This is a genomic window from Flavitalea antarctica, assembly GCF_054461535.1.
On record NZ_JBTLQG010000028.1, the window covers coordinates 74,807 to 87,969 of the forward strand.

General features: G+C 44.8%; 12 protein-coding genes. 5 read left to right on the top strand and 7 right to left on the bottom strand.

Features of this window, described 5'->3' with window-relative positions; genetic code table 11:
• Positions 1-248 precede the first annotated feature (248 nt).
• Complete coding sequence (locus ACX0G7_RS20410; RefSeq protein WP_458925377.1) at positions 249-1,079, top strand: hypothetical protein; 831 nt, start codon at positions 249-251, stop codon at positions 1,077-1,079.
• A 105-nt stretch (positions 1,080-1,184) separates the two neighbouring features.
• Positions 1,185-1,499, top strand: coding sequence for a hypothetical protein (locus tag ACX0G7_RS20415; protein WP_458925378.1), 315 nt, complete (start codon positions 1,185-1,187; stop codon positions 1,497-1,499).
• Positions 1,500-1,551: 52 nt separating this feature from the next.
• On the opposite strand, the gene ACX0G7_RS20420 is transcribed toward ACX0G7_RS20415, so the two are convergent.
• From ACX0G7_RS20420 to ACX0G7_RS20435, 4 genes are read right to left on the bottom strand one after another with little or no spacing between them, the layout of a single operon-like run.
• Positions 1,552-2,817, bottom strand: a complete 1,266-nt coding sequence (locus tag ACX0G7_RS20420) for a chromate transporter (protein WP_458925379.1) — start codon at positions 2,815-2,817, stop codon at positions 1,552-1,554.
• Between the two features lie 60 nt (positions 2,818-2,877).
• Complete coding sequence (locus ACX0G7_RS20425; protein ID WP_458925380.1) at positions 2,878-3,816, bottom strand: serine hydrolase; 939 nt, start codon at positions 3,814-3,816, stop codon at positions 2,878-2,880.
• Positions 3,817-3,858: 42 nt separating this feature from the next.
• Positions 3,859-4,431, bottom strand: coding sequence for a nicotinate (nicotinamide) nucleotide adenylyltransferase (gene nadD, locus ACX0G7_RS20430; RefSeq protein WP_458925381.1), 573 nt, complete (start codon positions 4,429-4,431; stop codon positions 3,859-3,861).
• 20 nt (positions 4,432-4,451) lie between these two features.
• On the bottom strand, positions 4,452-4,679 hold the full coding sequence (locus tag ACX0G7_RS20435) for a FeoA family protein (RefSeq protein WP_458925382.1): 228 nt from the start codon (positions 4,677-4,679) through the stop codon (positions 4,452-4,454).
• 54 nt (positions 4,680-4,733) lie between these two features.
• Between ACX0G7_RS20435 and ybeY the strand changes: the two genes are divergently transcribed.
• Both ybeY and mnmG read left to right on the top strand, forming a co-directional pair.
• Complete coding sequence (gene ybeY / locus ACX0G7_RS20440; protein ID WP_458925383.1) at positions 4,734-5,195, top strand: rRNA maturation RNase YbeY; 462 nt, start codon at positions 4,734-4,736, stop codon at positions 5,193-5,195.
• A gap of 1,637 nt (positions 5,196-6,832) precedes the next feature.
• Entirely contained in the window at positions 6,833-8,695 is a 1,863-nt protein-coding gene (mnmG, locus tag ACX0G7_RS20445; protein ID WP_458925384.1) for a tRNA uridine-5-carboxymethylaminomethyl(34) synthesis enzyme MnmG, read from the top strand.
• A 170-nt stretch (positions 8,696-8,865) separates the two neighbouring features.
• On the opposite strand, the gene ACX0G7_RS20450 is transcribed toward mnmG, so the two are convergent.
• Positions 8,866-10,275 carry an ATP-binding cassette domain-containing protein gene (locus ACX0G7_RS20450; RefSeq protein WP_458925385.1) on the bottom strand — a complete coding sequence of 470 codons (1,410 nt, stop codon included), beginning with the start codon at positions 10,273-10,275 and terminating at the stop codon, positions 8,866-8,868.
• A 187-nt stretch (positions 10,276-10,462) separates the two neighbouring features.
• The gene (locus tag ACX0G7_RS20455; RefSeq protein ID WP_458925386.1) at positions 10,463-10,981 is read right to left on the bottom strand and encodes a hypothetical protein; all 519 of its coding nucleotides are present in this window, start codon (positions 10,979-10,981) and stop codon (positions 10,463-10,465) included.
• Between the two features lie 204 nt (positions 10,982-11,185).
• Here ACX0G7_RS20455 and ACX0G7_RS20460 point away from each other — a divergent pair, with 204 nt between their 5' ends.
• On the top strand, positions 11,186-11,773 hold the full coding sequence (locus ACX0G7_RS20460) for a hypothetical protein (protein WP_458925387.1): 588 nt from the start codon (positions 11,186-11,188) through the stop codon (positions 11,771-11,773).
• Positions 11,774-11,900: 127 nt separating this feature from the next.
• Here ACX0G7_RS20460 and ACX0G7_RS20465 read toward each other — a convergent pair whose 3' ends face one another.
• Complete coding sequence (locus ACX0G7_RS20465; RefSeq protein ID WP_458925388.1) at positions 11,901-12,971, bottom strand: methyltransferase; 1,071 nt, start codon at positions 12,969-12,971, stop codon at positions 11,901-11,903.
• Between the last annotated feature and the right edge of the window lie 192 nt (positions 12,972-13,163).

A 13,163-nucleotide genomic window follows, 5' to 3' on the forward strand; every position in this document is an offset into this window, starting at 1 on the left:
ATGCTCCATTGACACATCATTACTGACGGACTATCGCTTTGTATTGTTGAACTTAATTAATAAACCGGGTCTCCCGGTTTTTTCTATTTAGCTACTCCTGGTTAAATCAAACACAATAAATGATTTATGTGATGTTGAAGTTGTTCATCATCCTTTGTTTCACATCTTTATGCGATTGCAGCCTGCACATAACCAACATACTTTTGTTGTGTACTATTAATCATTAAACAACTCCTAAATCTTTTATTATGCCACTCAGGCTCATGTCAAAAAATTTATTACTTACACTTGTTGCCGGAACCCTATTGTTTTCATCATGCGACAAAGACAGGGATGATGATGTTCCTGGTAAAGGTCCGGTTCCTGAAAAGAAAATCGCGAAGCTGTACCAGGATCCGCAAAATTTTATTGAGTTTACATATAACGCTGAGGGAAAACTCAGTAAAATCAAAGTTGCTGAAGAAGATCTCGGTAGTGACATAGAGACCTTAGATGTATTTTATGGTGCCAACAAAAGAATCTCAAACATAAATACCGGTGACGGTCTGCGCATAAATTACATGTACGAAAACGACAAACTTGAGCGCACTGAGACCAAGGATATGCTGGGCAACATTCTTACCATGGGAAGTTACTTCTACGAAGCCGGCAATCTGACTGATTACGGATTATTCGGTCCCTTCCCGCTCGACGACGGGCAGGTTGGCATTTCCTTTAAACGTGTTCAGGAATCCAAATATAGTTATAACAGCGATAAGAGCATCCGCACGATAATTACGAATATCAGGAACCCGTTGACAAATAGAATGGAATTTGCAGGGCGCCGTGTTTATGAAAAGTATGATTCAAAAATTAATCCGCTCAGGAATCTCGGTGATTTTGCTTATGGTTTTTTCCAGGAGTTAAATCCTTCAAACATTCTTAAAGAAGTTGCGTATGATGAAAATGGAGCTGTTGAGGAAACAGTGGAAAGAACCTTTACTTATGATGAACATGGTTATCCGTTAACCTGTGTTGAAAAGACAACCGAAGCCGGAAGTGCTCCCGTAACAAAGACGCTTACGTTTACCTATAAATAGTTCATAAAGTAGCCGAACCCTTATCAACACCGACAATGGACACCCCGTAAGGTGTCCTTTTTTTCCGAACCTCAGACAAGTTCCTAACGTTTAAAAAAAAACTTTATGTACAACAAGATCAGAATGGGAATTATGCTGGCCTGCTTTACATTCATGACAATAGTTGGCCTGAGTTATTCCGGTAAGGTCTCCGATGGTTGCAGGTCCGAGTGGGAATTTGGTAGTAGTTCTACATCCTTGAAAGATTCCGCCGCAGATCACGCAAACAGTCCTGATCGTCGTCCGGATGATGTGATAGTTTCCGAAGACAAAGTATCCGGAGATAATGAAAATAATAATGGGTTCAATCCTGGCAATTCAGTTGGACAACGTTTATCTGATTTCGATCTTATTTTTCCGAATTTTTTATTCGCCCTTTGACCAGGGATCGGGCAGTGAGTCTGACCAATCTGGTAATTGATATCAGCATAGATCAGTTCCGAAATAGCCAACCGAGGAAAAGGCAAAGGAGTACAATGAACGGTGACGGAATTTTCTTTATACTCAATAAGATCCAGGTGCCAAGTATCACTCCTATGTTCAGGATGCTCACTGTCTTAAACTCTGTTAGCGAAATGTCTTTCATCATATAGAGTGTTGAAGCAATCATAATTCCCACAACTACAGCATTAATTCCTTCCAGTGCCCGGAATACCACCGCGTATTTTTTCAGGTTGTTCCATATCGGAAAGAAAAATATTACCAGTAATGCACTGGGCATAAAAATGGCAACAGAGGCTATGATGCATCCTGCAATTTGCCAGCCTTTCCCCTGATCCCTCAATGCCATCCCCCCTGTAAAAGAAGCTATTGAAAATACGGGGCCCGGGATCGCCCGCACCACGCCTGCCCCGGTGTAGAATTCTTCCCTTGGTATACTGATTGGTTTTTGAGCATTTCCTTCGTTTTTCTCCTGTACTCTTTTTGATTGCGGTCTTGCTACATACTGCTCGTACATCATAGGTATCAACACTTGCCCCCCGCCAAATACGAGGCTACCGAACCGATAAGTGTTCTCAAACAGGTTGAATTGATTTCTCGACTGCCAGTCATTTTTCCTGGCGACTTCAGAGAAAATTCCCGCCAGCAGGAACACGATACCAAACATCCAGATATTTCCCCATTTAATTTTTTTCGGAGTGCCAGGGGCTTGCGGAATTCTTTTATCGCTGAGATTGGTTACAAAACCTCCGAGTACGATAAGACCGGGAAATATCCAGGGAGTTTTGAAAAGCAGGAATGTTGTTATAATGCTTACGAAAAGAATGACCCTGGTGATGGTATTATGTATCGCGAGCTTAAGAGAGATCGAAGCCGCATAAGCGAGGAAGCCGACTGCCATGGGCTGAATAAACTTGAATATACCATCCCTGATATTTTCCTGGTTCATATATTCCAGCAGGAATGAAAACGCACCCATCAGCAAGCAGGCCGGGAATATCCAGATAAGTAATGTGAGTGTGCCAAGAATTATCCCACCTCTTTTATAGCCGATCAGGGTTAGCACTTGTGTAGACGAGGCGCCCGGCAACAGTTGACAGAATGCATTGTATTCCATCAGTTCAGCTTCGGTTACGTCTCTCCGTTGTTTCACAAAGGTTTTCATCATCATTCCAAAGTGCCCCTGCGGGCCTCCGAAAGCAGTGAGGCTGTGAAGAAACACCGCTTTGAGAAAAGGGATATGTCGGAGTAGGGTCACTTAAGGTTAGGCGGTTGGGTTAATTTTCACTAATGTTTTGTTTTTGAATCCGGGACTGCATCACTCAATCTTCCCGGTTAATTCATTTGAGTTCGGTTCGAAATAATTCCACAACAACGATGAAAGCTTTGAAGCCAGCACCCATCCCGCATTTGATGGATCCCAGCTCTGATCCTTTTGATTTTTTGTAATGATAGAAAATATATAGGGACGATGTGGTGCCATTACCAACAATGTTTCGCTTCGTGACCGATCCACAGCACCGTTTTTAGACGCAACAAATATAGCCGCGGGAATAGCCCCGATAGCATGATCATCATAATAATTTCTTCCGAGAAGTCTTAGCATGACGGCGGAAGCATTTTTGTTTATGACCTCTCCACGGTGAATCTTCTCCATCAGGTGTACCATCTCGCGTGGAGTAGTCTGGCCCCAGCCATAATTTGTTCTATGCTGCTCACGCCCCGGGGTTCTCGAATTTACGCGGGTGTATTTCAGGCCCAGGTTGTCCATCATCTCGTTTATTCTTGTACCTGTACCTGCAAGGGATTGTAACCAAAGACTGGCAGTGTTATCGCTGAGGGTTAGCATCAACATAATCACCCGGCCAAGCTCGATCTTCTCATCCTGTTTCATTGAACCAAGCACGTCATCGCCTTCGTATAAGAGGGAGTCACGATAGATCAATGGCTGATGATAGTCTAATTCTTTTTTGTCAATCTTATCCATTATTCCAACGAGGATTGGGATTTTGATCATGCTCGCGGTTGGGAACAGGGTGTCAGGATGGAGAGCGGCGGTTCTTCCCGTTTTCAGGCACTTTACAAATATCCCAACTTCTCCTTCGAAACCTTCCGCCAGCTTTGTGATCCTGGCTTGCAGCTTCTTATCCACCTTTTCCTGTGCCGTGCCCGGCGTTTGTCCAACCGTAAGAATCAGCAGTGTGAAGAGAGCGCTACGGAAAGAACTGGTGGATATAGAAAAGAGGGCAAAAGTCATGATGCGCGTATTCTATTGATTATCAATTAGTTGCAAAAATACTCATTGCTGGTAGTAGCTATTCCGGTCGATCTCCTCAAGAACCTTATCTGGAACAAGATACCGGATTGATTTGCGGTGTAGCAGGTTATTCCTGATATAGGTTGCCGAGATTTCAAGTAATGGAGCCTTCACTACCTGGATTCCGGCCGGCAGTTTAGCAGGCATTTCATAGTTGGGCCTGAGATACACGTACAGTTCATAGTTTGCCAAAATGTGTTCATGGTTCTTCCATTTGGGCAGGTTTTGATAGCTATCGCTTCCCATCACGACTGCGAATTGATGCTGGGGATATTTCTCGTTGAGGTAGGTAAGCGTATCAATAGTGAATGAAGGCCGGGGCAGGTGAAATTCGATGTCTGAAGTTTTCAGGTTGTCCATGCCCTCAATGGCCAGACGGAGCAGGTGCAAGCGGTGGTACTCGTTTAACAGGCCGGCGGAATGCTTGAGCGGATTTTGGGGGGACACGACAAACCAAACCTGGTCCAGGTTAGTATTTTGAACGACATGTGTAGCTATGATTAGATGACCGTGATGAATCGGATTGAAGGATCCGAAGTATAACCCTATTTTCATGGTAATGAACCCTTAGATAATCAAAGCATCTCGACAAAGATATTATCAGCCTCATTAAGGCGAAGGCTCAGGTTGTAGCCTGCGACGGTAATGGAGATCGGGTCTCCCAATGGTGCGACTTGTTCGACCTTCACAATTTCACCGGGAACGCAGCCCATTTCCATCAATTTCAGAAACAAATCGTTGTCTTCGAATGATACTATGCGCGCCGAGTTTCCTGACCTGATGTCTGATAGTCTTTTTTTCATGCTGTAGAGACAAATGTAGCTTTGTCTGTTCAAACAACTTTACGAATTTTGGAAATGACCAAAGATATAGGCCGGCTTAAAATCTCGTTCCATTTTCACCAGCCTTACAGATTGACTCAACGATCAAACATCCGCGAGTTACTAGCCAGATTGGCCGTTATTGAAAAAAAACAATTTGAATCCCTGACCTATGTTTTTTGTAGCGATGAATACCTCCTCGAAATAAACCGGCAGTATCTTAAACATGACTTCTACACAGACATCATCACTTTTGATTTGAGCGCTGGTAAGGACACTCCTAAAGTGGGGGAGATTTACATCAGCCTTGACCGTGTCCGTGAAAATGCTAAAGTGCATGGCGTCACTTTTCAAACCGAATTGCTTAGGGTAGTCTTTCATGGGGCCCTTCATTTATGCGGTTATAAGGACAAAACCGCGAAGGAATCAGCCCAAATGCGACTATTAGAAGACAAGTATCTGGCCTTGTTTGAAAGAATGTTCCACGTGAAACACTAGTTGTTCGTTGTGTCCGGGAACCTGCGGAACCTCGTTTCCTTGTCCCGGTTTCGCGGGTAAACATCAAATGGACACCTCTATACTCACACAGCCTCCTATCGGCCACTGATTGACCATTTAATTCAGGAAAGGAGCCGCCCTGGAAGATCGGGAGACAGATGCAGAACTTCCCACTCACAATTATCCTTTCGATCATTCGCCACATCATTAACGAAGCTCTTCCAGGAAGGAATAGGTTTGCACTATTCCTGGTCCTTGCCGGGGAGTTTTTGACAGCGATTTACCTATTTATGGGAGAAATCTGCCACTAAATGGCTCCGGAGGCGGACACGCCTTTCAAACGGGATCGGGTAATCGGCTTAGCACACCAGCAAACGTCCAATCTCCCGATTATTCTCGCGTTGAACTTATCAACAACTATGAGGGAAACCGACAAATCTTCCCTAAAAACCGGGGGAGCAAGACGCTTATCATCACGAAATGGTCTGGTGATGGAATGGAGAAGTCAGTAAGATTACAAGAAATAGATTCGCAAGCTTGAGGGACACTTGAATCACTGACTCTTTTGGGCCTTTAAAGCTCTTGCCTGGACAGAAAATCAAGCATGCGGCCTCCAGGTAACCTGTTAAAATGAGCGATACCGATGCTTATATGCGCTCCTCTGATTTCGAACCCCCCCTCAAACCAAAGTCAGCACTCGCCGGCACTACAGGTAAGCCAATCCGAGGCAAGAACACTTGTAACGCAGAAATCTGCAGGGCACGGCAAAACCCATGGAGAAATCGCACCGATACACAAGGGCCGCCCAACAGGGACACTCAGTTATCTGGGAACGATAAGTTTTTCAAAGTCCCAAGCACATGGAGATAGCTCAGCATCAGGGTAGCCAGACATTCCATTGTCTCAGGCATTACGGAGGTCGAATAGCCGAACTCCGCCAACAGCGCAACGCGACATGTTGTTACTGTTGACACACTAATCACGGGAGTATCTGAAGTTATCAATCGAATCGCTGCAGCATAACAGGAAGGCCACCGTAATCGATCAAAAGACAGAATTACTCGAAAGGATCACGTGCGCTCGCGACGAATCGAGTACCAATGTCAACGGAGATTTGGGCGATTGGCGCGATCCATGCGTAGCCTGCAGCGAACCATGAAAGGTCGCCATACCTGAGGAACAACTTCATTCGCCCGGGGCAGCAATGAGAGATATAGGGTTGGGATTTGAGTTGTTGTATTTCCGCTTGTATAGATTTAACGGGTGAATCCCCCGTAAAAAATCTCAAACCCGAGAGGCCGCTCTACACTGTATGATTGGCCTGTGGTTTAGCGTAATGCTTTCTTTTAACCTTCCCACCCCCGGAGATATAAAGCAAATTCCAATGCATTGGAGCGCCCGCACCCCAGATCAATATCTTAAATCCTAAAAAGCGAGGATAAGGAATGCTAAGTCCTGGAACCATCCCACAGCCTTTAAGCCCATTAGTGCCTCGCGAGAACTTGTCTTTTAATAATCATCTCATGGCGAAAGGCTGATGTAACGCGTGAAACATTATCACGAACAGAACCGGAGTGTTCCACGTGGAACAACAACCTTTTACAACTCATTCGCAAATCAAAATGTAATTTTGCCGGATGTTTCCAGAATATGATGTCATTGTGGTAGGGGCCGGACATGCCGGTTGTGAAGCTGCAGCTTCTGCAGCCAACCTTGGCTCCAAAGTTTTATTGGTCACCATGAACATGCAGACTATTGCGCAGATGAGCTGCAACCCTGCCATGGGCGGAATAGCCAAAGGCCAGATTGTCCGGGAAATTGACGCTATCGGTGGATATTCAGGTATCGTGAGTGATGAAAGTATGATCCAGTTCCGCATGCTCAATCGCTCAAAGGGTCCTGCCATGTGGAGTCCGCGATCACAAAATGACAGAATGCTCTTCGCCACAAAATGGCGGGAAATGCTGGAACAAACGCCCAATGTGGACTTTTACCAGGACATGGCAAAGTCTATCATTGTAAAGGATGGCCGCGCCTGTGGAATCATAACGGGACTGGGACATGAAGTGAGATCAAAGTCGGTAGTAATCACGAGCGGGACTTTTCTCAACGGAGTGATACATATCGGTGATCAAAAGTTTGGCGGTGGGAGAGTTGCAGAGAAAGCAGCTACCGGTATAACGGAACAACTGGTAAGCCTCGGTTTTGAAGCTGACCGTTTGAAGACCGGGACACCACCAAGAATAGACGGAAGAAGCCTTGACTATTCTAAGATGGAAGAACAGTCGGGCGACGAAGTAATAACCGGTTTCTCCTACCTCGACACCAAAAAACCAGCGATTCAAAGAAGCTGCTGGATCACCTATACGAACAGCAAAGTCCACGACCTGCTTAAAACAGGCTTCGATCGTAGCCCGATGTTTACCGGCAGAATCGAAGGCATCGGTCCAAGGTATTGTCCCAGCATCGAAGACAAAATCAACCGTTTTGCTGAAAGGGACCGGCATCAACTATTCATTGAGCCTGAGGGTTGGAACACCGTAGAAATATATGTGAATGGATTTTCTACTTCACTCCCCGAAGAAGTGCAATACGAAGCACTTCGTAATGTTCCGGGTTTTGAGAAGGTCAGAATGTTCAGGCCTGGCTATGCGATTGAATATGACTATTTCCCACCAACGCAGTTGACCCATAGCCTGGAAACCAAGCTCATCAAAAATCTGTTCTTCGCAGGACAAATCAACGGCACCACCGGGTATGAGGAAGCTGCCTGCCAGGGACTCATGGCCGGAATAAATGCCCACCAGGCTACCCATGAACTGGAACCATTTATCCTTAAAAGATCTGAAGCCTATATCGGAGTGCTCATAGATGATCTGATAAACAAGGGCACAGAGGAGCCGTACCGTATGTTCACATCCCGCGCAGAATTCCGAACACTGCTCCGCCAGGATAATGCTGATCTCCGTCTCACAGAAAAAAGTTACCGGATCGGACTTGCCTCAGAGGAAAGAATGAATAAGGTGATCGAGAAAAAAGAGGGAACAGCTAAAATAAGACAAATACTAAAGGACTTTTCGCTTGAACCCGAAGAATCAAAGGTCTTTCTTGAAAGTAAGGGTACTGCCGGGCTTTTACAAAAGCAAAAAGCACTGCAGGTATTACTCAGACCTTCCGTGGGTCTTCATGAAATGATTAAAGGATTACCAAGATTGGGTGAAAAACTCGCGGGTTTTTCATCGGACACAATCGAACAGGCAGAGATCCAGGCTAAATACGAGGTGTACATAGAAAAAGAAAAAGAACTCGTGCAGAAAATGGGACAGCTGGAAGAGCTAGCCATTCCTGACAACTTTAATTACGACCGAATTTCTTCCTTGTCAACAGAAGCGCTGCAAAAATTCAAAAAGATAAAACCTGCCACACTCGGCCAGGCTAGCCGTATCAGCGGTGTAAACCCAAGTGACGTACAAATTCTTATGGTATATATGGGAAGATAAGAAGGCCGACAACCAAAGTAACCGGAAAGACCCTTTGGTGAAATGACAAATGACTGAAATGCCGCAAAAGAATTTAGACAGCTCGGTAATTTATCATGCCGCCGACGTTAGCGGTGAAGGCCAGACCTGGGGATATAACTACCATGGCTAACCGCTTTTCAAATTACACATTATAGTAGCACCCGGCCTTCGTCAAGCCGCAGATACTTCGTTACAACTGACGGAAGCTCCTGGACATAATGAGATACATAGATCAGGGTAGTACCTGATCGAAGGCAAATGGTATTCACCAAAGCTAAAAAGGTGGAAGTCTGATCCTCATCAAGTCCCTGGCAAGGCTCATCCAGCACAAGCATTGGCGGTGCTTTGATAAGTGCCCGGCCCAGAAGTGCAAGCCGCTGTTGACCACGGGACATAGAACGCAACGCCTTATGTTCACTGTCTGCCAGGTTTAAAAAACTCAACCACGTCTTCACAAGTAGCTTTTGTTCTTCGTTTAATACGCGGAACAATCCAATTGTATCAAAAAATCCAGAAGCAATAATCTCCCAACAAGAAGCGCCCTGATCGAAGAACAAGTGAAGTTCCGGAGACACATAACCGATGTTGCGTTTGATATCCCAGATGCTCTCACCACTTCCTCTTCTCCGGTCAAACAAATAAATTTCATTGGCATATGCCTGCGGGTTGTCTCCGGTAATCAGGCTTAGCAACGTCGACTTACCCGCGCCGTTAGGGCCCGACAAGGACCAGCACTCACCACGACGGACCTCCCAACTAACCTTGTCAAGAATGATCTTGTCTCCATATTGAATATGAACATTGATCATTCTTACAGCATATTTAAAAGCAGCCCTGTTGTGATTCTCCAACGGACCTGGTAACGCCGCATCAACAAGATTCCGGGCGTGATAATGCAAAGCATGGTGTCGCAGAAAATCATGTCTTGTACCAAAAAAAACCAGTTGGCCCTTTTCCAGTGAGGCTACATGGGTGATAAACGATGGGAGAGCAGCAGGACCTGTAATAAGGATTATGTGAACACCTTGCTCTTTCAGCTTTGCTAAAATATCCTCAAGTATGTTTCGCCCTTCAACATCCAAACCCAAAAAGGGATTATCAAGAATAAGCAAATCCGGTTTTGCTTCCAGTTTGCGGGCAAGCTGCAATCTTTTATTCTCACCATTAGATAACTGAAGTATCGGGCGATGCAACAATGGCCGAAGATGAAGGGCATCGATCCATTTATTATTGTCACTCAAAAGATCCGACACATACAATGACTGATCAGATTCGGAGGCATTGAAACGCTGTTGATAATAAAAGTCGGAGGTGTTCGAACGGTTTTTAAAATTATGTTCCTGTGCGATAAATTCCACCCGCACAGGATCACCCAACCCACAGAACCTAACTGTTCCGCTATGAAACAAATCGCCTGTAATAACTTTAGCCAAACTGGTTTTACCACTCCCCGAAGCACCGGTAACAGCCAAAGTCTGGCCCGGTTCAACTTTCAGGCTCACATCGTCGAGGATGATGTCGGCGCCTAACCGGACACTTATCTTATGTAATTCTACCATTCAATTTTTTTGAGACACGTAAAAATGATACGAAATATACAAAAATAGTGATGTCCAATAAGGTGATGTTGGGCGGAGATCAGAAGGTAATCAATCAGCCTTAAAAGAAAAGCCTCAGCGTTAGCATGAGGCTTTAATATTTGGAAAGTCTTGTCATATCCTAAACAAGACCATGTAAAAAATATGCTTACTTAAATGTATAGCGCGCTGCGATTCCGAAGTTAGGATTGAAATCATCCTTGTAAGGTGTTGCCAGGTATATATTCGGTCTGAAGTCGGCAGAGACGGCGAGTGGGAACTTAAACTTATACTCAACGCCACCTGTCGGGAAGATTGCAATACCGAAGCCCTCGTCGTAGTCATCATTACCGGGATTCCGGTCATCATCCACGATACTGTTCAGGAAAGAAAGGCCACCACCGATGAACCACTTAAAACCTTCAACATTAGGTATGGGAAAATGGTGCTGGTAACTGCCTGACAGGCTTACATTTGAGCGGCCATAGGAATACGGGCGACCCCCCAAATTGAATTCCAATGCACCTGGCTCAGTAATAAAAATCTTGAACGAAACAGACATGGCATCATAATAACCGCTTCCAAAACGAAGCCCTATACCAGCTTTGTAATCTGGTCCGTTAACCTGGGCGACGCCTACGCTCGAAATACACACACCTGCAATCAGGGCTAAAAAAAACCTTTTCATTTTATATTCTTTAAACGTTCACAATCAAAAATAGAACCAATCACCTAAAATCTTAACAATCACTTTCATGCGAAAGTTCATACTGCGAAGGTATGCTCATCGAACCCGAAAAAAAAATCACATGAATATGTGCCTGGTAGCCCTAAAAGCATGTCGCGAATTATATTACTTTAGCGCATTAAATAACCGTAAAATATTCCCAATATGAAATTTTTGAAAGGCGGGGCATTATTTGCCCTGGGTTTAATGGCTATGACCTCAGCCATTGGGCAGAAAGTAAAATTGATTGAAGGAGATCTTTCTGCCGTTAAAAACGAAAAATCCATCAATACAGAGTTTACCTACGACAAGATGAAGGTGGGCAAATTTGATGACGAAGCAGAGTACGTCAGCAAAAAGAAAGAAGAGTATAATAAAAAAGAACCCGGCCGCGGTGATACCTGGGCCACCCGATGGGTTGATGACAGGGAGGAAAGATTTGAACCCCAGTTCAATGAACTCTTTGAAAAGACCTCAATGATGACTATCACCCCAAAGTCAAAATATACATTGATCTACAAGACAACATTTACAGAACCGGGATTCAATATCGGTGTAATGAGAAAAAATGCCACCATCGATGGTGAAGCATGGATAGTGGAAACTGCCGATAGAAATAAAGTGATCGCAAAGATCTCCGTTGCGAAGGCGCCGGGTAGAATCTTCGGGGGTTTCGATTTTGACACCGGTGAAAGAATACAGGAAGCTTATGCCATGGCCGGAAGAGCAGTCGCCAAGATGATTGTAAAATAATATCACCGACCTAATGTCGGATAAGGAGCGGATACTTTACACAAGTGTCCGCTTTTTTTATGCAGCATCGCCAGGTTTAATGTCAACGAAGCAAACACCTTCCAGGCTCGCCGAACCATATGTTTCCTTAAGATTTCTTACGGCATTTCAACAGAGTATGACTAAGACCTATACCATCGATGTCTTCATAAATTTCAAATCCCCCTGCCTTAACTGCTTCGATGAAGATCCTTGAATCATACATCTGGCTGTTTCCGTTGGCAAGTGCGGTGAAATAAATCGATGTTTGCTGAAGACAAAACGCCGCCGCTTCAAAACGTTGGCGATCCCAGAAAGCCTCCAGGATAAACATCGTACCCCCGGGTTCCAACGCCTCATAACATCTTGCAACAATAGATGTGATCTCTGCTTCCGAAAAACAATCCAGGAACTGGCTCATCCAGATAGCGTCATGTCCCTTGGGTAGTGGCTGTTCCTTATCTAACAGGTTAACCGGGAAAAAGGAAACCCGATCCGAAAGGCCGAGTTCTGCGATCCGGGACTTCGCCATGGTCACCTGGCCAGGCAAATCGACAATGGTGATCTGTACATTCTTGTCATGGAGCGTTGAGGCAATCGCCCATTTACCCGTGTTACCACCGATATCCATAAGTTTATGAATCTTCTGACCGTACACCATCGGTAAGACCAGTGGAAAGGACGTATCTGAAAAGAAATGGTCAAATGCGAACCAGCTTTTCTGGATATGCGGAGGTAGTTGAGATAACCCTTCATAAATAGTGTTCCATTCGCCTAATTCTTTCAGTCCTGCCGGTTTACCTTGTTTAATACTTTCTTCCAGGTGAAAAAGACCCTTGTAATTGACATCATGAATGAAGTCCATGTTTATGCGTGTCAACGGATCATGGAGGGTAAAATGCCCGGTTTTTGTAATCGAATATCGACCGTCATTAATAATAACCAGCCCAATTCCCAGCGAGGATTCGAGCAACACCCTTAGTCCATAATCAGGAAGATTAACAGCCTGGAGAATTTCCTGGTGGGTCAATCCCTTTTTACCGGCATTTTCTATTACCTCCAGGATTCCGGCGTCACGCATTATCCGTGCTACCTGGAAAATTACAGGGCCAAATGCAATGAACTGGGCCATTTCCTTAGATTCCAGCGCCGACTTCTTATCCTTGTTAAACAAATTCATCCTTTCTTTTTATTTGATGTGGTGAATTGAAGTTGAAATTCAGTCCCGGAGTCCCTGGGCATACCGGGTAAATAATTAAGCGGGATTTTTACTCGTCGAATGTTATGGGCAGGTCAGACTGCTCGAGGTAGTCTCTTATTTTTGCCAGGTCCTGGTATTTGGGAGTGTCCTCGATAAACTTAGGAAATATTT

Excerpts from the sequence above, each read along its gene's own strand:
- ACX0G7_RS20410 (WP_458925377.1), top strand. The coding sequence starts at position 249 with ATGCCACTCAGGCTCATGTCAAAAAATTTATTACTTACACTTGTTGCC.
- ACX0G7_RS20415 (WP_458925378.1), top strand. The coding sequence starts at position 1,185 with ATGTACAACAAGATCAGAATGGGAATTATGCTGGCCTGCTTTACATTC.
- ACX0G7_RS20425 (WP_458925380.1), bottom strand. The coding sequence starts at position 3,816 with ATGACTTTTGCCCTCTTTTCTATATCCACCAGTTCTTTCCGTAGCGCT.
- nadD (WP_458925381.1), bottom strand. The coding sequence starts at position 4,431 with ATGAAAATAGGGTTATACTTCGGATCCTTCAATCCGATTCATCACGGT.
- ACX0G7_RS20435 (WP_458925382.1), bottom strand. The coding sequence starts at position 4,679 with ATGAAAAAAAGACTATCAGACATCAGGTCAGGAAACTCGGCGCGCATA.
- ybeY (WP_458925383.1), top strand. The coding sequence starts at position 4,734 with ATGACCAAAGATATAGGCCGGCTTAAAATCTCGTTCCATTTTCACCAG.
- mnmG (WP_458925384.1), top strand. The coding sequence starts at position 6,833 with ATGTTTCCAGAATATGATGTCATTGTGGTAGGGGCCGGACATGCCGGT.
- ACX0G7_RS20450 (WP_458925385.1), bottom strand. The coding sequence starts at position 10,275 with ATGGTAGAATTACATAAGATAAGTGTCCGGTTAGGCGCCGACATCATC.
- ACX0G7_RS20455 (WP_458925386.1), bottom strand. The coding sequence starts at position 10,981 with ATGAAAAGGTTTTTTTTAGCCCTGATTGCAGGTGTGTGTATTTCGAGC.
- ACX0G7_RS20460 (WP_458925387.1), top strand. The coding sequence starts at position 11,186 with ATGAAATTTTTGAAAGGCGGGGCATTATTTGCCCTGGGTTTAATGGCT.
- ACX0G7_RS20465 (WP_458925388.1), bottom strand. The coding sequence starts at position 12,971 with ATGAATTTGTTTAACAAGGATAAGAAGTCGGCGCTGGAATCTAAGGAA.